Origin of the sequence: Paenibacillus sp. ATY16 (genome assembly GCF_003399985.2) — a bacterium.
GTDB lineage: Bacteria > Bacillota > Bacilli > Paenibacillales > Paenibacillaceae > Pristimantibacillus > Pristimantibacillus glycanilyticus.
The window spans coordinates 299,814-320,373 of the sequence record NZ_NMOK02000037.1; the positions used below are offsets into that span (position 1 = coordinate 299,814).

General features: G+C 48.7%; 18 protein-coding genes and 1 pseudogene. 17 read left to right on the top strand and 2 right to left on the bottom strand.

Features of this window, described 5'->3' with window-relative positions:
- Window positions 1-35 precede the first annotated feature (35 nt).
- From CFI03_RS21690 to CFI03_RS21725, 8 genes are all read left to right on the top strand, one after another.
- Window positions 36-1,247: a winged helix-turn-helix domain-containing protein gene (locus CFI03_RS21690; protein ID WP_248759522.1), complete on the top strand. Its 1,212-nt coding sequence runs from the start codon at window positions 36-38 to the stop codon at window positions 1,245-1,247.
- 143 nt (window positions 1,248-1,390) lie between these two features.
- Window positions 1,391-2,086 carry a response regulator transcription factor gene (locus tag CFI03_RS21695; RefSeq protein ID WP_248759524.1) on the top strand — a complete coding sequence of 232 codons (696 nt, stop codon included), beginning with the start codon at window positions 1,391-1,393 and terminating at the stop codon, window positions 2,084-2,086.
- Between the two features lie 4 nt (window positions 2,087-2,090).
- Window positions 2,091-3,557 carry a sensor histidine kinase gene (locus CFI03_RS21700; RefSeq protein WP_248759533.1) on the top strand — a complete coding sequence of 489 codons (1,467 nt, stop codon included), beginning with the start codon at window positions 2,091-2,093 and terminating at the stop codon, window positions 3,555-3,557.
- Window positions 3,557-4,732, top strand: a complete 1,176-nt coding sequence (locus CFI03_RS21705) for a WD40 repeat domain-containing protein (RefSeq protein ID WP_248759535.1) — start codon at window positions 3,557-3,559, stop codon at window positions 4,730-4,732. The genes CFI03_RS21700 and CFI03_RS21705 overlap by 1 nt, the downstream gene beginning before the upstream one ends.
- A gap of 204 nt (window positions 4,733-4,936) precedes the next feature.
- Window positions 4,937-6,340: an ABC transporter substrate-binding protein gene (locus CFI03_RS21710; RefSeq protein ID WP_248759536.1), complete on the top strand. Its 1,404-nt coding sequence runs from the start codon at window positions 4,937-4,939 to the stop codon at window positions 6,338-6,340.
- Window positions 6,341-6,371: 31 nt separating this feature from the next.
- A complete protein-coding gene (locus CFI03_RS21715) occupies window positions 6,372-7,211 on the top strand; it encodes a carbohydrate ABC transporter permease (protein ID WP_248759538.1) in 840 nt (279 codons plus the stop codon).
- Window positions 7,212-7,225: 14 nt separating this feature from the next.
- On the top strand, window positions 7,226-8,104 hold the full coding sequence (locus tag CFI03_RS21720) for a carbohydrate ABC transporter permease (RefSeq protein WP_248759540.1): 879 nt from the start codon (window positions 7,226-7,228) through the stop codon (window positions 8,102-8,104).
- A 17-nt stretch (window positions 8,105-8,121) separates the two neighbouring features.
- Window positions 8,122-9,267 (top strand): efflux RND transporter periplasmic adaptor subunit, encoded by a 1,146-nt coding sequence (locus CFI03_RS21725; RefSeq protein ID WP_248759542.1) that lies wholly within the window; start codon window positions 8,122-8,124, stop codon window positions 9,265-9,267.
- Between the two features lie 45 nt (window positions 9,268-9,312).
- Here CFI03_RS21725 and CFI03_RS21730 read toward each other — a convergent pair whose 3' ends face one another.
- On the bottom strand, window positions 9,313-11,085 hold the full coding sequence (locus CFI03_RS21730; protein WP_248759544.1) for a glycerophosphodiester phosphodiesterase: 1,773 nt from the start codon (window positions 11,083-11,085) through the stop codon (window positions 9,313-9,315).
- A 244-nt stretch (window positions 11,086-11,329) separates the two neighbouring features.
- On the opposite strand from CFI03_RS21730, the pseudogene metG reads away from it, so the two are divergent.
- The 7 genes and pseudogenes from metG (at window position 11,330) to CFI03_RS21765 (ending at window position 18,441) form a co-directional block, all read left to right on the top strand.
- Window positions 11,330-12,981, top strand: a pseudogene (metG, locus tag CFI03_RS21735) (methionine--tRNA ligase).
- 41 nt (window positions 12,982-13,022) lie between these two features.
- Complete coding sequence (locus tag CFI03_RS21740; RefSeq protein ID WP_248759546.1) at window positions 13,023-13,544, top strand: hypothetical protein; 522 nt, start codon at window positions 13,023-13,025, stop codon at window positions 13,542-13,544.
- Between the two features lie 153 nt (window positions 13,545-13,697).
- On the top strand, window positions 13,698-15,317 hold the full coding sequence (locus CFI03_RS21745) for a spore germination protein (RefSeq protein ID WP_248759548.1): 1,620 nt from the start codon (window positions 13,698-13,700) through the stop codon (window positions 15,315-15,317).
- Window positions 15,318-15,330: 13 nt separating this feature from the next.
- Window positions 15,331-16,437, top strand: a complete 1,107-nt coding sequence (locus CFI03_RS21750) for a GerAB/ArcD/ProY family transporter (protein WP_248759551.1) — start codon at window positions 15,331-15,333, stop codon at window positions 16,435-16,437.
- The gene (locus tag CFI03_RS21755) at window positions 16,418-17,647 is read left to right on the top strand and encodes a Ger(x)C family spore germination protein (RefSeq protein ID WP_248759553.1); all 1,230 of its coding nucleotides are present in this window, start codon (window positions 16,418-16,420) and stop codon (window positions 17,645-17,647) included. The genes CFI03_RS21750 and CFI03_RS21755 overlap by 20 nt, the downstream gene beginning before the upstream one ends.
- A 29-nt stretch (window positions 17,648-17,676) precedes the next feature.
- Window positions 17,677-17,880 carry a CLC_0170 family protein gene (locus tag CFI03_RS21760; RefSeq protein ID WP_248759555.1) on the top strand — a complete coding sequence of 68 codons (204 nt, stop codon included), beginning with the start codon at window positions 17,677-17,679 and terminating at the stop codon, window positions 17,878-17,880.
- A gap of 123 nt (window positions 17,881-18,003) precedes the next feature.
- Entirely contained in the window at window positions 18,004-18,441 is a 438-nt protein-coding gene (locus CFI03_RS21765; RefSeq protein WP_248759557.1) for a DUF6376 family protein, read from the top strand.
- Window positions 18,442-18,498: 57 nt separating this feature from the next.
- Here the strand turns inward: CFI03_RS21765 and CFI03_RS21770 are convergent, their stop codons facing one another.
- Window positions 18,499-19,062, bottom strand: coding sequence for a TetR/AcrR family transcriptional regulator (locus CFI03_RS21770; protein WP_248759559.1), 564 nt, complete (start codon window positions 19,060-19,062; stop codon window positions 18,499-18,501).
- 186 nt (window positions 19,063-19,248) lie between these two features.
- Between CFI03_RS21770 and CFI03_RS21775 the strand changes: the two genes are divergently transcribed.
- Window positions 19,249-19,980, top strand: a complete 732-nt coding sequence (locus CFI03_RS21775) for an SDR family oxidoreductase (protein WP_248759560.1) — start codon at window positions 19,249-19,251, stop codon at window positions 19,978-19,980.
- 228 nt (window positions 19,981-20,208) lie between these two features.
- The gene (locus tag CFI03_RS31450; RefSeq protein WP_481857704.1) at window positions 20,209-20,556 is read left to right on the top strand and encodes a MarR family winged helix-turn-helix transcriptional regulator; all 348 of its coding nucleotides are present in this window, start codon (window positions 20,209-20,211) and stop codon (window positions 20,554-20,556) included.
- Window positions 20,557-20,560 lie beyond the last annotated feature (4 nt).

Here is a 20,560-nt window from a genome sequence, read left to right on the forward strand (position 1 = left end):
CATTGATAATACGGAGGATAGAAAGGAACACACGAATGATAACAACGACTAAACGGGCGCTCAGGCGCTTTTTATTGGAAAAGCAGCTTCTTCTTACACCGCGAAGCAATGTTTCAGCCGATCATGTTGGGGTACTCGATACCATCCGCCGCTTGGAATGTCTGCAGATCGACCCGGTGGCTGCCGTCCGGGCGAATCAGCATTTGGTCATGTCCGCCCGGCTGAAGGGTTATGAGCCAAGTTTTCTTAATGACTTATTAAGCGATCATAAGGTATTCGAATATTTTGCTAATGCGGCTTGCATTATTCCGATGGAGGATTATCCCTTATTCGAACCTACCCGGTCAAGAATCCGTGAGCGATTGTCTTCCGCGATTGAAGCCTTGCAGCCTGTTCCGGAGCAGGTTATGGACAAGCTTCGCCAGGAAGGAGCTTTGCCTGCCAGAGCGTTCGAATCGGATACTCGGGTACACGGTTATTGGGAAAATACAAACGCGGCTGCCAAAACGAAAGCAACCTCGCATGCCATCAACCTGCTAACCGATTCGGCTCATATCCGGATTGTCGGCAGGGAAGGCAATCAGAGATTGTTCGATTTGACGAGCCACAGCGTGCCGGAGCAGCTCCTTAAAGCTGCCGGGGAAATGGGGATAGAAGAAGCGGAACGGCTTATGCTGCTAAAATATTTCCGCGCTTACCGCGTCTTTGAGCCCTCCGATTCCCGATTTGGCTGGCTGAGATACAGTGCCGCCCAGCGTCGTGACGCAATCAAGCAATTTATCCAATCCGGCATCCTGACAGAGGTTGAGGTGGAAGGTCTTAAGCATCCGTATTATGTGCTGTCTTCCGATGCGGAACGGGTGCTGGCACACCATGATACGGTTGCCGAAGAACAAGAGCAGGCGCTGGAAGCGGAAGCCGCTGAAATTACGTTCTTGCCGCCGCTTGATAATTTACTGTGGAGCCGAAAGCGCTTGGAAGATTTATTTCATTTCGAATACCGCTGGGAGATATACACGCCCGCGGTTAAACGGAATTATGGCTATTATGCGATGCCTATTCTTGCCGGGGACCGATTAATCGGCAGGATGGATCCCCGGCTCGACCGGAAAGAAAATGTGCTGAAGGTTGAGCTGCTGCATTTTGAACCGGACGTTAAAATATCTGCCCAGCTGCGCAAAAACGTCAAGAAAGCGGTCAAGGAGTTTGCAAAAGCTAACGGAGCAGTTAATGTTATTTATAATTAACGTCACTAAATAATTATGCGCCAATGCAATCGGACACATTTTGTTGACATCTTCGAGACATCTTGTCCGCAGCTTCTAGACAATGCCGAAACATATGAAAGTTACTCTTAAAGATACAAACGAATTAAGATTGGAGCTTCATTATGGACAAAACGAGAATACTCATCATCGAGGACGAGGAGGCCATTGCGGATCTGCTTGCTTACGGTCTAGGGCGTGAAGGCTTCGAGACGCGTATAGCCTGCACTGGCGCGGACGGGCTTCGGGAGATTGACAGGTTCATGCCCGATCTGCTTGTGCTGGATTGGATGCTGCCTGACAAAAGCGGTCTTGATATCTGCAAGCAGGTTACCGCTCAATATAATATCCCGATTCTCATGCTTACGGCCAGATCCGACATAACGGACAAAATCCTCGGACTTGAGGTAGGGGCGGACGATTATATTACGAAGCCGTTTGATCTCCGCGAAGTGGTTGTCCGGATCCGAACCATACTCCGCAGGCTTGCGCAGGCGCAAATGCCGGTCAGGGAAACTGTTTCGCCGGTGATTGGCTTCCGGGACATCGCCATTTCGAGAGAGGAGAGGCTTGTTACAAAGAATGGGGAGGCCGTTGACTTAACGCCAAAAGAGTTTGATCTGCTTCTTGCGCTGCTTGGCGTACGGGGCAAAATCTTTACGCGCGCCGAGCTGCTCGAGTCCGTGTGGGGGTATGATTTTCCCGGGGACATGAGGACCGTGGATACGCATATTCAGCGGCTGCGCAAGAAGCTTAATGCGGCTGATCTGATAACAACAGTGTTTGGTATCGGTTATAAATTCGAGAAAAGGGCGGATTGACCGTATGCTCCATACTTTGCGGTCCAAGTTCGTTATCGGATTTTTCCTGATATTTTGCCTTTCGTTCCTCTTGCTGAACGTCACTTTAAAGGAATACATCCGAAACAGCAACAAGAGTATTGTCACAACGGATCTCATAGATCTCAAGAACAACGGCAATATTTACGTCACTCAAGCCTTCCTCATTAATCATTTCACGAACAACGACCTTTATTTCGGTCAGATGGCCGAGGAGATGGTTAGCGACCTTCATCGAGCCACTTCCAGCGACGTCAGTGCCTATACGGTTGATGGCATGCTGCTGTATTCCACGGACGCCGGTAAATTCGCGGGTCGTTCCACCGATGACCTGAAGCTTGCGCTGCAAGGCAAGACGGCATATACCATTTCGTATAACGGCAGCGCCGGCTCCGTGCTTTATTCCTATCCTGTCGTTATCGATGGGGTAAAAGTGGGGATTCTGCGTTTTGCAAAAGACTTTTCTTCGCTGTATGAGCAGAGCGGACGAATTCTAAACATTATCTTCTATCTCGCTCTTGCCATCTTCCTGGCTGCGTTCGGTTTCTCTTATTTGCTGTCCCGGAATATCACGATTCCGCTAATCAAGCTGACTAACGCATCCACAGAGGTCATACGGGGGAATCGGAATGTCCGTCTCACCTTTAGGCGCAAGGATGAAATCGGGCGGCTCGCGGACAACTTCAACGATATGATTGAACGGATTGACAGCCAGATTGCAACGATTGGCCGGGATCGAGACAGGCTGCAGTCCCTAATCGAGCAGGAAAAGCGCTTCTTCGATAACGTCACGCATGAGCTGAAGACGCCGCTGACGTCGATTCTTGGCTATGCGGAGATCATCCGGGAGAATGGAGAGAGCGACCCTGCATTTTTCCGAAAAGGCATGACCCATATCGTAGAAGAAAGCCGGCGGCTGCACGGCATGGTGCTGAACCTGCTTGAAGTGTCCCGGCGAAACGCCGTAAGGGAGGAAGCGGAACTTGTCGATACCGGCATTTTGCTCCGTGATCTATGCGATGCCATGACGATTCGCGCCAAACGTTATAAGAAGAGCATCGTTTTGAAGATGGATGACGGGCTTGTTGTATTTGGAGAAGCGGATAGGCTGCGGCAATTGTTTATCAATTTGCTTGATAACGCGATCAAATACAGCGCACCGCTGGCGGAGATTATGGTTACCGGAGAGCATGGGTCGAAGGGGGAGACTCTTCGCTTCGCGATAAGCAATCCGGGCGAAACGTTATCGGCCGATCAGATAACCAGCGTATTTAACCCCTTCTATTCCGGCGACCGGACATTTAAGGAAGAAGGAAGCGTGGGCTTAGGACTCAGCATTGTAAAATCCATCGTGGAGGATCATAGCGGAACCATTCGTATGGATAGCGACGAAGGACGGACTACCGTATACGTTGAGCTTCCGGCCGCAGGCAGTAAGGGAGGCGGGGAGTAATGCGCAGCAAGATTAAGCGGTTCACGCATGTCCGTCTTTACCTGGTTTTGGCAGCACTGCTCCTGACGGCTTCCGGCTGCACGGGAAATCCCCGCTCCGACACAATCGTAATCCCGGAGTCGGAGGCCGGACAGCCAACGATTGGAGCAAGCATCGGCAAGGCGTTTCAGGTGAAGACGATTTATCCTCTGGAGGAGTGGTTTGACAAGTTTGCGGTACTTGGTTGGACGAACGAGGAAGAGCTCGTTGGTTATAATTCGGGTAGCGTTCCTTCCGGTTCTCCATACGACGGCCTGCAGCTGCTCGCGCCTCCATATAATCGGCTTAACCAGCTTACAACAAGCTTAAATGCAGGAAAGGATATACTTAGCCTATCGCCTGACGGCAAGCTGCTCGCATATCTGTCGGAGTCCGAGAACGGCCATTCTTTGATACTGTTACCTGTGGACGGAAGTGCCGGTAAGTCCATTGAGGAGCCTGTGCAGCCGCAGCGATTGTTTTCCCGTAACCTGCGGTGGTCGAACGATAGCCGATATCTGTCGTATCTAGTGCTGGGAGACCGCCGCGATCAGCTGAACCTTGTTGTCTATAACGTGCGGCAGGGATCGTCTAAGCAGCTGGCGCTGCAGGGCATGCCGGATATGAAAAACAGCGCTTCTGCCGTCTTGTCCGAAGACGGCAATCGTCTTTTAATCGATAACGGCACGCTGGTATCGATGGCTGCATTAAACGATGAAGGACGCTTTGAAGTCATATACGACCACCCGTCTACGATGAACGGTTGTTTTTGGGTAGATGCGAACCGGTTTATATTCCTGGGTACCGACGGCACCTTGTTCCAATACGACAGTCGTAACGGTGAGCTTACCGTATTGCTGGAGAAGATCGTCAGCTTTAGTCTGTCGGCGGATCGAAAAATGATCGCATACACGCAAAACGACGGGGAGATTATCTATGTAGGCAAGCTTCAAGGCAACAACTTGTTGTCCCAAACGGCCGTCTATCAAGGTTTTGTGCCTTCCCTTATGAAATGGAGTATCGGCAATGGCGAGCTCCTGGTTGCGGGCAGCAAGCCATTTACCAGAGCCGCGCAAGAGATTGCGCCGGCACCTGTGTCCGAACAGGAGAGCTCGCATGCTCTCCATGGTTTTATTATCGAGTTCCAGGACAAGTAAAACCGAATATTTATTTGCCCGCCAATGCGGCAGGTTGGACGAAAGCTCGTCTGGCCTGCCGTATTTTTTTTGGAAGTTGGAGACATCTTGTACGCAATTTGATGAAGGCTTGGAGATATCTCTTATTTATACTTGGGTCAAGCATCCGGCAAGATGCGGCTAATGAAATACCAGAGTAACAATACAAGAAAAGGAATGAATGGGATGAAAAATCGGGGACTAATCATACTTACCGTCTCGCTAATCGTGTTAATTATGGCTGCTTGCAGTAATAACAGAAGCATGGTAGATAATGAAGCAAGTCAAGAGCCAGGCAAGACAACTGTTCCATCAGGAACAACAACAAATACAAACCCGGATGGAAATGCATCCGGCGGAGATCAGAAAACCATTGTGTTCTCGGTTTTCTGGCCAAGCGAGCAATATGAACAAGCGGTTAAATCCTACGAAGCGGCTCATCCGAATATCAAGATCAAGCTGCAATACGGGTTAAGCGAGCCTTATAGCAACGGAGGGGGAAGTGAGCAAACGGATGCCGACATCGAGAAGTTTACGACAACCACAAACTCGGCGATGATGGCCGGAAAGGGACCGGACCTGGTTGATCTCCGTTATTTGGCGGCAGACGATTACGAGAGGCATCATTTGCTCGAGAACTTATCAGCAAGAATGGACGAAGACCATACGTTCCGCAAGACGGACTACTTCACGAATGTATTGGGCAGCGAACAAGGTGGAAAGAGTCTATACAGCCTTCCGTTATCCTTCAGCTTAAGCGGCATGGTTGGGGACCGCAGCGCGATTACCGCCACCGGGGTAAAGATCAACGACCGTTCGTGGACATGGGATGATTTCATGACAGCGGGCAAAGAACTGGTTGACGCAAACGGAAAATATAAGGCGGCTATTGTCAGCGGAGAAGGTCTTCAAGTTGGCGGTACCGATTATTTCGTACGGAGCATTGTCGCGGACAACTATAGCAGGTTTGTAGATGAGACTAACCTCAAGGCAAGCTTTGATTCACCTGAATTCAATGGTCTACTGGAGCAAATAAAAAGCATGTTTGACGCTGGAATCATCAGTACGTCGGAACGGGGATATTTTACGAATGTCAGCATTTTGTCGCCGGAAGATTATTTAACGACATTAAATGTATTTGGCAAGGATACGGAATTTTATATCAAGCCTCATGCGGATCAAGAGGCTGCGGGCACTTCCTACGAAACGAGGTCCGATATCGGCATAAACGCCAATTCCAAAGTGAAGGACGCCGCCTGGGATTTCCTGAAATACATGATGGATCATACTTCGATTGGCCTTCCCATCAACAAGGAGCGTTTCGCTGACGCCGTACAAGCCTTGAAGAAGCAGGGAACGATAACGCCGCCAACCATTGGTTCGCAGCACAGCGAGTCCTTCAAAGTGGATGAAGCGCAGCTTAACCGGCTTGAAGGCTTTGCGGATGCCGCTTCCCGCAAGAAGAATGCATCCGGCAAAGTGCTGGATATCGTATCCGCCAATACGGCAGCCTACTTCGCCGGCCAGAAATCCGCGGAAGACGTGGCCAAGCTAATACAGAATAAAGCGATGACGGTACTCAATGAGTAGAAGAGGACTGCGGAGATGGAGAGGGGACGGTATGGCAGCGGTGCTGTTCCTTGCTCCTAGCTTAATCGGATTTTCCTTGTTTTATCTCATTCCGTTTCTGCTAGGCGTTTATGAGTCCTTTACTGACGGCGCGCTTGGCGGGCAATTCGTGGGCTTTAGCAATTATTCGGAACTTCTCCATAGCGCCTCGTTCCGTAAAGCGGCAGGCAATACGATGCTTTTTACATCGGTAAGTGTTCCGTTATTAATCACGCTGTCCTTGACGCTTGCGATCCTCCTTAATAGGCGGATCTTCCTGCGAAGTACTTTGCGTACATCGTTTATGCTCCCGCTAGTAGTGCCTGTGGCATCCGTTGTGACGGTCTGGCAAATCTTTTTCGATTGGAACGGGGCCTTGAATGCATGGCTGCACGCCTTTGGAATGGACCGGATCGATTGGATGCAGTCGAATTGGTCCATGAGTATCGTTGTCTTGATGTATGTATGGAAGAACATCGGCTACGACATGATCCTTCTGCTGGCAGGACTGCAATCGATTCCGAAGGATTATTACGTGACCGCATCGCTTGAAGGCGCCGGCCGTTTCCATCATTTTCGCCATATTACGATTATTTATTTGACGCCAACCTTATTTTTTGTGCTTCTTATCTCCATCATTAACTCGTTCAAGGTATTTCGTGAAACGTATCTGCTGGCCGGAGATTATCCGTATGACCGGTTGTATATGCTGCAGCATTACATGAATAACATGTTTTTCGAGCTGGATGTCCAGAAGCTGACGGCTGCCGCGACTATGATGGTCGCCTGTATCGTGATCCTGACCTCGGGACTGCTCCGCGCTGAACGCCGGTTCAGGGAACAAACGGAGTAGGGGAGGGGGAAGCAATGAATATTAGAAAGCGGTTATCCGGACTGGCATTATCGGTCATTCTTGCCGCATTCGCAGCCGTCATGCTGTTTCCGATTGGACTTACGCTTGTAAGTTCTTTGATGACGGGGGCCGAACTTAGCCAAAATTACAATTTGATCGGACAAATGGTGGATACGGCGAGCGGCGGTAAGGATGCTTTCGTTAATCTGAAGCTGCTGCCGGACTGGCTGTCATTCGAACAATACGCGAATGTATTGTTCCTGAGCCCGAAGTTTCTTCATATGTTTTGGAATTCAGCCGGACTTGCAGGGCCTATTGTTATTGGCCAGATCTTCGTCGGTTCGCTAGCGGCTTACGCTTTCGCCATGCTGCGGTTTCCGGGAAGGGATAAGCTGTTTCTCGTCTATTTAATGACGATGCTTATGCCTTTCCAGGTTACGCTCGTCCCCAATTATCTTGTTATCGATAAGCTGGGGCTCATGAACCATCCTTCAGCAATCGTGCTGCCGGGCATATTCGGCGCGTTTGGCGTGTTTATGCTGCGGCAATTTATGGCCCATATTCCCTATGCGCTTTCGGAAGCTGCCAAAGTCGACGGAGCAGGTCTGTTTATTATCTTTTGGCAGGTTGTTCTTCCGCTGGCCAAGCCGGGTCTCGCCGCGCTGGCAGTGTTGCTGTTCGTTGATTATTGGAACATGATCGAGCAGCCGCTTATTTTCTTGCAGGACGCTGCCAAGCAGCCGTTGTCACTCTATTTGGCGCAAATCAACCAGTCGGAACGGGGGGCCGGGTTTGCCGCTTCCGCGTTGTATATGGCCCCGATGGTGCTTTTGTTCCTGTATGCGGAGTCTTATTTCGTGGCAGGAATTCAACATTCGGGCATAAAAGGATAATCTCAGGAGTGAATGCAATGGAGGAAAGAAAGTCCGTTTCCGGCAAACGGAAGCTGCGGCTGCTTGCCGGTCTGTTTCTGATCCTGCTCGCGGTATGCACCCTTGCGGGAAATACGATAAGGAACCTGTCTTTGCAGAAGGTCTATACGCAAACCGCATCCAAAGGTTCGGTCACGCATGAATTCGAAGGCAAAGCGACTGTTCAACCGGGGCAGACGCAAGCCCTTATGAATCCGGCAGGCTGGAAGGTGAAGCGGGTGCTTGTTAAACAAGGCGATAAAGTAGCGAAAGGCCAGAAACTAATCCAATATGACGGCAGCGAAGCAATGCTTCAGCTCGATGATATGAAGACAAGTCTCAAGAAGCAGCAATTGTCCATGAATCAGCTGCAGACGGATTATATTACGGCGGTAACCGAAGGCAACGAGAGCACCCTCTCTGCCGCTAAGGTTGCGCTGGATTCCGCCAAGCTTGACATGGCCTCGCAGGTAAATCACATACAAAGCCTTCAAAAGAGCATAATCGATAGCCAATCGGTTTCCGCGCCTTTTGCGGGCATTGTAACCGAAGTTAATGCGCTGGCTGGTTCGGGTCCCGGCGGTGGGCCGGATATTGTACTCGCCAATGCATCCGAAGGCTTTAAGATTCAGTTTCAGGTACCGGGCGATATAGCCAGATTGCTGGAAATCGGAGAAACGCTCGATCAATTAAAGATCGCGGGCAAGGACACGGAACAACTTACAGGAACGATAACAACTATCGATAATGACGTGAATGGCGCAGTCCTGGATACGCCAGACAGAGGCACATTGCATGCAAACGATTCTAGTTCCATTTCAGGTACCGTAGCGGTTCGGCTCCATGACAATCAGCTGATTGGCGGCGAACGTGTACAAGTGAAAATTGTGAAGAGCAACAGCGAAGCCATCCTTACGCTGCCGAACGAAGCCGTGCATCAGGATGATCAAGGAGCTTATGTATTTACGTTGGAAAGCAAGGAAGGACCGCTCGGAAATGCCTATTATGCCGTAAAAAAACCAATAAAGGTAACTGACTCCAATGCGTATGTTACGGCTGTTACGGAAGGGCTGTTCGAGGAGCAGGAGGTAATCGTGAGCAGTACCGGCTACCTGATAGACGGGGCTAGAGTAAGAAAGCAATAAGAAAAAGCCGCTATATCGCGGCTTTTTCTTGTATTGAAAATCGAGTTATAAATCAAGGCCAATCATGGATTGCGCAAGAGTAGGGGTATCCGTAATCAGACCGTCCACCTGAAATTTAAGCATTTCCTTCAAGTTGTGACGACCGTTTACCGTCCACACCCATACCTCCCGTCCGGAAGCATGCGCTCGGTCGACGAGCTGTTTCGTTACCATCACCTGTTCAACCGTATAGAAGTCAACGTCTAACGAAGAGAGATTGCCAACGGCGAAATACATGATCTGCCCGATGCGGATATCCGGAGACAGCTCGCGGATTTGCCGCAGCATGGTGCTGTCGAATGATTGGATATAGACTTCATTCTCCATCTCGTTGGCATGGATCAAGCGGATCACTTCCCGTACGAGAGGTTCGCTTGCTCCATGGGGCTTCAAATCCAGCAGCAGCTTAATCCTTCCTTTTGCTTCCGTTAATACCTGCTCTAGCGTAACGACGGGAATTGGGACGCCATCCGCATCTTGGCCGATGGATAGCTTGCTTATTTCCTCGTAAGTTAGCTCATTAACGGACTTGTTCACACCGGCCATCCGGTTAAGAGTAGCATCGTGATTCAAGACGGCAACGTTGTCTTTGGTTAATTGAATGTCGATTTCAACCGATTGAATCCCCTTGTTGATGGCACTCTGAATGCCCGGCAGCGAGTTTTCAGGAGCGTTCTCCGTGTCGCCGCGATGCGCGGAGATAAGGACGCTCCATTTGGCATAGACCAAATGGCTGCTAGCTTTTAGACCAACAAATAAGGCAAGGCTTACATAAACAACGGCTAAAAGGGCGAATAAGGCCCGTTTGTGAGTGAACCGCTTCATCATCCCGGAAACCGCGTCTTCGAATCGTCCGATTGTGCTGCGATACAATTTCAGATTATCTTGCAAATGCTGTCCGTTTTCGCGTTTGAGCACGTAGAATAACCGGGTCAGAACGATAATGTTGAGAGGCATGATCGCCAGCGTCAGCATGTACGTAAGAATAGTGGATAGCGTTAACGAATAATGATCGGAGAACGCCTTCAGCACATTGTGATTCAGCCAATGAGGCAATAAGGAGACTGACGAAAGCGTCGCAAAGCCTGTACCGATAACAATCGCATTTATTAAGAATAACGAGGTAAGCACCTTGAAATGCTTGCCCCTCGTCAGATCGAGACTGCTCCGGATTGCGCGGCTGATCGAATGTCCCTCGAGTACGATATAATGCAGCACAAAAATCCATCTAAGCACCAAATAGATGGCAGCAATCAAGATAAGCACGTAGACAATGGACATGACGAGGGACAGGTTCATGACGCTGCGTTCGAGTACGATGGGGACGTTAAACAACGCATAGAACGATTCCGACATCGGCGAATCGACGAACGGAATCAGCACGAGCAGCAAGACTAGCAGCTGCACGGTACCGAAGCCGAGTAGACTCGGCGTCTGACGAAGCGCGGTAAGAAGGGCGTCCGTAATAGCGATTCGGTTGCCGAAATAACGTTGTTGAACCAGAATAATAAGAACGCACAGCTCGATAAATATCGCGTAGGATGCGACTAGGGCAATTGCGGTAAGACCAACCATGCTCTGCCAGCTTAAGCCGAGCTGAACGACATCGTCGTTCATAAGCGAACCGGACCCAAGAACGGTCAGGATACGGCTGAAGATTAGGGTAATAATGGGAATAATGATAACGCTGGTTACCAGCATAAATAAATATTCAAACAATAAGAGCTGCGGATACGCTGCGCGGAAGTCGCGGATGCTTCTACTGAGCAGCTTGAACATGAGATTCATCCTTTCTCGACAATCAGCATAGCTGCCGGTCTCGGGTAGTTGTATTAACTTACCATACCGTAACTATAGTGACAATACCAGACTAGCTTGCGGGGAATGATTGACAGTGGTAATTATATCCAATATAATTCGAATACTTGAATACTCAGATAATCGCGCGAGGATAACTCTCGTCCCTTCGGGATGGGAGTTTTTTGTATTCATCTCTTTATAAATGAATGAAGGAGGGAACATCATGAACCCTATTTTTATTGGCGGCGCCTGGCCTTATGCGAATGGATCGCTGCATCTGGGTCGTCTCGCAAGCTTGCTGCCGGGAGATGTGCTGGCCCGCTATTACCGGGCGAAAGGCAATCCGGTCCTGTATGTTTCGGGCAGTGACTGCCATGGCACGCCGGTTGCGGTGCAAGCGCTAAAGGAAGGCGTATCGCCGGGGGATATAGCGGATCGGTATCACCGGGAATTTACGGAATGCTTTCGGAAGCTGGGGTTTACGTATGACCTGTATACGAGAACGGACCAAAAGTTTCATCATAAGGTTGTAAAAGAATTGTTTTTAAGCTTATTGGAGAACGGATACTTGTACAAGAAAACGATTCTGCAAACCTATTGCGAGACGGACCGCAGATTTTTGCCCGACCGTTATGTAGAAGGGACTTGTCCGGTTTGCGGAAACCGGGCTCGGGGAGATGCGATTATTGCTCCACTTTATTGGATCCTGCCGACCTGACGGATAAGCCCTGTAAGATATGCGGCAATCCCCCGGTAGAACGTCCCACCGAGCATTATTACTTGGAGCTTTCCCGCTTTCAGGATATTCTGACGGAGTATGTAGAGCAGGCTCGCGGATGGAAAGACAATGCGGTCCGGATAACCGGAAGGTATCTGAAGGAAGGACTGCAAGACCGTGCGGTTACGAGGGATTTAACCTGGGGAGTGGATGTTCCCGTCCAAGGCTTCGAGGATAAAAAAATCTACGTCTGGATAGAAGCCGTCAGCGGCTATCTGTCGGCAAGCAAGCAGTGGGCTGCGCAAACGGGAGGAAGTTGGGAGTTGTTCTGGCAGGAAGGCGAGGAGCCTATCACGGCCTATTACGTGCACGGCAAAGACAATGTACCTTTCCATACGGTCATTTGGCCGGCGTTGCTGATGGGCGCCCGCGGTCTGCATCTGCCGAACCGGATTATTTCCTGCGAATATATGACCTTGGAAGGAAAGAAGTTCTCCACGAGCAACAACTGGGCAGTCTGGGTTCCGGACATTCTAAGCCGGTATCAGCCGGATTCCATCCGTTACTTTCTGATTGCCAATGGACCCGAGAACCGGGATACGGACTTCTCTTGGCGGGAATTCATTCATAGCCATAACGGCGAATTGCTTGGCGCATTCGGGAATTTCGTCAATCGTACGTTGTCTTTTATCGAGAAATCGTTTGAAGGCCTTGTTCCGGAGGGTCATCTAAACGATGAATGGAAGCAGACGATCGGCGACTGTTATACTAGAAGCGGAGAATTAATAGAAGAAGGGCATATGAAAGAAGCCATTGAGCTGATACTCGCTTGCGTACGCCGGGCCAATAAGTATTTCGACGAACAGAAGCCATGGCTTCAAATTAAGGAAGATAAAGCGGCATGCGGGAATACGCTTCATGCATCCGTTCAGATCATTGCCAATCTGGCTCAATTGTTAAACCCTTTTATTCCTTTTGCCTGCGACAAAATAAGAAACTTCCTGACGCTTGATCAACCGGGATGGACGCCAGCTTCCGTTCCCGCAAACCGCAAAATCAAGGATCTGAGCATCTTGTTTGAACGGATTGACGTGAGCCGCATTGAGGAAGAAACAAACTTGTTAACGAAGCAGCAGGAAATGAAAAAGGATCAATAAACCAATACTATGATGCAAAATAAAGACTAGGGAGGATGTCGATGGATCGAGGTAACCGAACGGTGCCATTTGGCCACGTTGAAGAGCCGGACACCCGAAAGGGGACGCTGGCGTATTACGACACGTTCCAGGATGTGTCTGAACTGCAGCTGGAACAAGCGGCGGCGTTAGCTAAGGCAAGGTCGTTTGCCAAGCTTGTCCTTTATCCGCTCCATGAAGAAACGGCAAGACGCATGTGGAAACGTCCTATCGAGCCTTATTACAAGCGGGAGGACTTCCTATTCGACTGGAGAAGGGAACACGGGGACGAAGGTATGATTGCGATTGAGAATTGGGAAGGAAAGCGCAAAAAATATACGCCTATCGAAGCGGCTATCCGTCATCTGATTGAAGCATATCCTCCGCCGCTCTTCCTGTACGTTTCGCCGGAGACGGCCAACGCTTTTGCTTCGTATCATTCCTTCGAGGAATGGATGGGCAAGATTCGCTTGATCATCACGGAACCGCCTCCGGATGCACATCCGAATCTGACCAAGTTTAGACATCGTTGGGATGTAGGTTAGAACAGCATTAATCTCGTAGAAGCAGCTGCCAAGCATTGGCGGCTGCTTTCTTTATGTATGCCGCCTGAACGATAAGGACACGCATAATTTCCATCACATTGGTAAAACCTGAGAAAGCATAAAGTCAGATTATGGTGAGTAGCAGGTGATGAAATGCCAACAAGAAAAGTCAGAAGATTAGACGCGAAGCTGCTTATGCCAAGCCCAAGCAAAACGATGGATAAATACAAGGGACAACAAGTATCCGGAAGCTTAGGCGACACCATTGCTTTTTTAGACGGAATTTTGGGTATAAACGAAGATTTTACGGTCCGTAAATTCAACGTATTTGGCCAGTTTCCTGCTGCCATTATGTTCTTCTCCTGCATGGTCAATCAAGACAGCGTCAATTCGGATATTATGAAAGCGCTGATGTATACGCCGCCGCATCTTATCGGGAGATCCATCGAGTCTAATCAGTTATCCGACGTGATCATGAATGACTCTCTCTATCATAGCAAAAGCAGCTTGCAGGGCGAATTAACAGCGCTTGTAGAATGCATTTTACGGGGGGATACGGTCATTGCCGTTGACGGGATGAAGGAATCCATCATCATTACGACGCGATCCGTTGAGAAACGTTCCATCGAACAGCCTGCAACCGAGCAGGTTATCAGAGGGCCACGCGAAGGCTTCATAGAGCCGCTTGGCACCAATATCTCCTTAATCCGCTACCGGCTCCAGTCTCCGGATCTCCGCATACAGACCATGGAGATTGGCCGCAGAACCAAATCAAAGGTAGCCATCTGTTACATGGATGGCATTACCAATCCGGCATTAGTGGAAGAGGTTCATAATCGTCTTTCCAAAATCGATATCGATACGGTGCTGGATTCCGGCTATCTGGAGCAGTTTATCGAAGACAATCATTATTCACCGTTCCCTCAAGTTCAATATACCGAAAGGCCGGATAAAGTGGTTGCGAATTTGGCAGAAGGAAGGGTTTCTATTCTTGTAGACGGTTCGCCATTGGCGTTGGTTGTGCCTACGGTGTTTAACCAGTTTTATCAGACGGTTGAGGATTACACGGAACGATTTCTACTGATGAGCTCGATCCGTTTTGCCAGACTGATCGCTCTTGTTTTTTCGTTGGTTTTTCCGTCCTTGTACGTCTCGATTATTTCTTACAATCCGGAGCTCATTCCGACCGATTTTGCGGTAGCCGTAGCGGGAGGACGAGCAGGCGTACCGTTTCCGGCCGTTATCGAGGTCATCATTATCGAGATTTCCATGGAAGTCCTTAGGGAGGCCACGATCCGATTACCGCAGCAAGTTGGCGGAGCCCTTTCGATTGTCGGCGTGTTGGTTGTTGGTCAAGCAGCCGTAGCGGCCGGATTCGCGAGCCCTATTACGGTAGTTATCATTGCTTTAACGACAATAGGATCATTTGCTACACCGGCATATAACGCAGCCCTTGCGCTACGGCTGCTTCGTTTTCCGCTCATTATATTAGCCGGGACCTTTGGACTTTACGGGGTAATGATCGGATTGATCTTAATTGCAAACCATCTCTTGTCCCTGAAGTCTTTCGGTGTTCCATACCTCAGCCCGCTTATTCCGGTTGACTTTCAAGGCTTGAAGGATCTATTGATCAGAGGGCCGTTGTGGCTGATGAACAAACGACCTGCTTTTCTGGATCCGGTCGAAGAAACAAGGGTATCGGAGTCGAAGTTTGACGAGCTCAAAAAAACGTCAAAGAACGTGTTGGATCCTTTAAATGATAAGAGTGAGTAGGAGGAATCGTTAGATGGAGACCCGCCAGATTACAGTCATACAGGCAGCCGCAGTTCTAGTCAGCACCATTATTGGTGTAGGCGTGCTCGCACTGCCGCTATTTGCGGTACGCGCTGCCGACTCAGGCGGGCCACTTGTCACCTTTCTGGCTATGCTGCTTGCCTTTGTCGGGTTAAGTCTGATTGCCCGGCTCGGCATGCGGTTTCCGGACGAGACGATTATCCGATATAGCGAGAAGATTATAGGCAAGTGGCTCGCCTGGATTGGGAGCGTATTTATTATTCTCTTCTTCGCGGTACTAACCTCGTTAACCGCACGGGAATTTGGTGAAGTCGTCGTTACATCGGTTTTGAAATCAACTCCGGTTGAAGTTACGGTTATCGTCATGCTGCTTCTCGCAGCTATATCTACTCGGCACGGAATTACCACCTTCGCCCATATCCATACGTTTTACTTTCCGTTTTTGTTAGTCCCAGCTCTCGTCATTGCCGCTTTGTCCCTAAAAAATGCGGAAGCGATTAATCTGCTGCCAATCTGGGGCAATGAGCCGGGCGGAATGCTAAAGGGGACGCTAACGATTGCCGCCCTTTTCCAAGGGGCGTTCGTATTGACGGCCGTAATCCCGAGTATGAAGCACCCGGGGAAGGCTATGAAGGCTAGCTTCTGGGGGATGATGATTGCCGGAGGCCTCTATGTTATTATCGTGGCGGCCACGATAAGCGTGTTTGGTTCGGAGGAGATAAAAAAGCTTCTATGGCCGACTTTGGAGCTTGCCAAGGCAACGTCATTGCCCGCTAACATTTTGGAGCGGATGGATGCCGCTTTTCTCGCCGTATGGGTGACGGCCGTGTTTACAACGCTGTTCTCCAGTTACTTCTTTACGATTTATTCAATGAGTCATCTGTTCCGCTTGAAAGAGCATAAGCTCTTTTCCTATTTTATTTTGCCTTTTGTTTTTGTAATGGCCATGCTGCCGAAAAACATTATTCAAATGTATGAAATCATTGAAAATGTTGGCCGAATCGGCCTGATTATTACGATTGTCTATCCGGGTTTATTGCTTATCGTTTCGATTCTTCGCAAGAAGAGAGGGAACCCTGTTGCGGATCAAAATCATTAGAACCCTTTGTGCGGTCACGCTTGCCGTACCGTTTCTCACCGGATGCTGGGACAGGCTGGAAATCGAGGAACGTGCCGTTGTACTAGGGGTATCTATCGATAAGGTAAACATGGAAACGGCGGAAAAAGAAGAAGACGAAATCTCCCATTTACACGGAACGATTCCGGCCCCGGAGAAAGGGATGGTGCGCGTTGCCGTTCAGATTGCGCTGCCCGGAAGAATTCCGTTAGGTCCCGGCGAGAGCGGAGGAGGCGGAGGAGGCTCCGTTGGAAAGACGGTATGGGTTATTGACGTTGTTGGCCATAGCTTAAATGATGCATTCATGAACTTGCAGCAGCAGGTATCCAGCAAGCTTTTTTTCGGTCATCTTCGCGTTATCGTTATATCCGAAGCCGTTGCAAGAAATGGCCTTGAAAATATAAACGATTATTTTCGCCGCAATTCCGAAGTCCGGCGAATGGCCTGGATGATGGTGGCGAAAGGACAAGCGCGGAAGCTTATGCTCGCTGCTCCGCCTCTGGAAAGGGTTCCTACTCTTTATTTGATGTCAACGCTGGATGAAGGCATTCGAATGGGGAAATTTCCGAAGGATTATATCGGCATTTTCTGGAGCAATGTCTCCAAGAAGGGACAGGAAGGTTTTTTACCGTATGTCGATATCAAAAAAGAAGAGAATGTGGAAATTAAAGGATTAGCTTATTTTGTAGGAGACCAAATGGTCGGGGTGACCAAGCCCCTAGAAATTGCGGGTTATCTGGGAATTAAAGGGATAAATCCCGCGGGCTACAGAGTATTTGTTCAACTGAGCAATCCGGAACAGACGATCATGACGACCGCAACGCACCGCCGGTCAAAAATAAAGGTGCAAATCAAGGACGGAATTCCCCATTTCACCATTGATATGGGAATTGAGCTTAACGTGGAAGGAAAGCTAAGCGACGAAATTCAGATCAATAATCCGGAAGTTCTGAGAATGATAGAGGAGAAGCAAACCGAAGATGCCGTCAAATCCTATTACAAGCTCATCAAGGATTCGCAAGAGAAAGGTTCGGATTATTTCGGATTCGGCGAAATCGTACGGGCCAAAAAGCCTCATTATTGGAATAAACGGATCAAGACGGCAGAGGAATGGGGCAAAATGTACCGGAACTGTACTTTTGATATCAAAGTAACGTTGAAGGTGCGCAGGATCGGAATGAAAGGCGTTTAATATCCTGATTGGCGAGGAAGGGATTACGGATGCTTGGCGGTTACACGATAGGCTATCTGTACTACGCAATCACATTGTATATCATAAGCGGGCTGCTTATCATTTACATTGATGCAAGTGATCTGGGTAAGGATAAAAAGAAGAAAAAGGAATGGAAGATTTCGAGGTTCATCGGGTGGTTCAATATCGCGGCTGGCGTCCTTATGTGGGCTTTCGATGTGATTTTGAATTAATTAAAAGCTGCTAACAGCCTTAAGACACGGGAAATCCCGCCTTGAAGCTGATTCATGAAACCCTCTTCCTCCAAATTCGTAAAAAGTAAAAAATCAAACATGCAGGAAGGAAGAGGCAGCTGAATGAGAACGCTGATGATTCTCTTACTCGTCGTTTCATCGATGACGCTAAGCGCTTGTTCGTTGTTTGAAAGCGCCAATCAAACCGTTCAATACGCGGATTCAGCACAGGAGCATATCAATAGATTAACGGATTTCGCGGAGCAAGCACCGCAAATGATCCAAGACGCGGCGACTAATCCCGAAACGAAGCGGCAGCTGGAGGAACGGCTAGTTGCGTTAAAAGAGGATATTGAGCAGTTTAATTTGATGGACGCCCCCGCCATGGCAAAGGATCTGCATCAACAAATAATCGAGAAAAATCAAGTATTGCTGCAGGAGATCAACGACGCCCTGGTTAATGGCCATCTCGCATTGGACCAGCTTCAAAATTCGCCTATCATACAAACGATTACGGATATAACGGGCTTGCTTAACCGGATCGAAAATTTAGGTTTGTAACAGCAAAGGGCCATCTGATATCGGAGGGAAAGCCACCGAAATCAGATGGTTTTTTTCTTAACGATACATGGAGTAAACCTGGTTATTTTCGAATAACTGTTGAACCTGGCCAGCCATAAATGAAGTGGAATGAGGCATACCGCGGCGGATCCACCACTCCACAATGCCAATAAAGGCCGAAGCCATAAATTGCGATTTAATCTCTAGGTCTATATCGGGCTTGTCATTCGTCTGCTCCATCTTGACCGTCATATTCACGGAGAAGAAATGCAGCAATTGATCCCGGAATAGAAAAGCTCTCTCATTGGAAAACATAGCGGAGAAAAAGGGGAAGTGCTCTTGGAAGTAATCAAACACCTGCTGGGGATTTCCTTCGCCCGACTCGCGATTTTTACATAAGGAGATAATTTCGCGTATATGCTCTTCCGTACACTTGTCCAAAAGGTCGTATTTGTCGCTGTAGTGCAAATAAACAGTACCGCGATTGACATTTGCCCGATCCGCAATCTCGTTAATGGTGATTTGTTCAAATTCTTTCTCCGTAAAAAGCTCAAGAAACGATTTCTTAATCGCCTGCTTCGTTCTTAGAATTCGGCGATCGGTCTTAGCCACATTTTCCATCCTGCTTGGTTCCTCCGTAAGATAATCAACAATTGCGTTGAGAGTGTCGGATATAAAACAAAAGCGCATCAATCAACCATTGAGAGGCTGAGACATCTGTCTATAATGTAAATCAACGGCCGTTAAATATTCAACAAGCGTTATCCAGGAGACACAACTTCATCATACAAAAGGAGAGTACTCATCATGGAAAATATCAAAGATAAAGTGGTCATCATAACGGGGGCTTCAAGCGGAATAGGAGAAGAAACGGCAAAGCTGCTTGCGCTAAACGGAGCGAAGGTTGTTTTAGCGGCAAGGAGAGAGGATCGTCTCCGGGCGGTTGTTAATGACATTAAACAATCAGGTGGAGAAGCTGCTTCCGTTCGAGCGGATGTCGTATCCGCTGAAGATATGAATAGCCTGGCTCAATTTGCCCTAGACAAATTCGGCCGCATCGATGTCTTGGTGAATAACGCAGGCATTATGCCGAACTCCAGATTAGACGAGCTTCGTGTAGAAGAGTGGGAGCAAATGATTGACGTCAACATTAAAGGCGTATTGCACGGAATCGCGGCGGTACTGCCAATCATGCGCGGGCAAAAGTCCGGACATATCATTAACTTGACTTCCACCGCAGGCTATCAGGTGTCCCCGACGTCTGCCGTATATTCGGCAACTAAGTTCGCCGTTCGTGCGATCTCCGAAGGATTGCGCCTCGAAGAGTCCGCTACGTCGGGTATCCGATCTACCTTAGTGGCACCTGGCTTGACGCAAACGGAGCTATTCAGCAGCATTGCTAGTCCGGAGGTGCAAGCAATGGTCAGCAATTTGGGGATTGCTCCAGCCAGCATTGCGAGAGCGATCGCCTATGCAATCGGTGAACCAGATGATACTCTGGTAAGCGAAATTATGGTACGACCAACCGCATTAGCTTAAAGCATACCGGTTTAGGAGACTGCCGATAATAAGGTATCGGCAGTCTTTGCTTAGAGCAACGACTTGACACGCAATGAAATTCACAGTATTGTTAACTTGCAAATAATTAAATGATTAATTATAAAGGAGGCTAACCGTATAGAAAAATGGGATCCGTTTGAGAAGCCTCTTCTCGAAATCGATGTATTTCTTACGATTTATAAAACTAGTCATCATCTGGTCCAAAAGCTGGAAGAGCATTTAGGGAAGTTTGATTTAACGCTTGGCCGATGGTGCTTACTGGTCGCCTTGAAAAGAGGCGGAAAGCCAATGCTTCCGTCCGAATTAAGCGATGACCTCGCCGTGACCAGGGCGAATATCAGTAACTTGCTGAATACGTTGGAGAAGGCTGGGAGGATCCAGAGAGATTTTGACCCCTCTAACCGAAGACGGATACTTGTCCGATTAACTTCTCAAGGCGAGGATCTGCTTGAAAAGGTGTGGCCTGTTTACGAGGATACAATCAAAGAACATATCGGAAAGCTATCGCGGGAAAATCAGTCTAATCTGAAACAATTGTTGAACACCTTATTCTAAATCA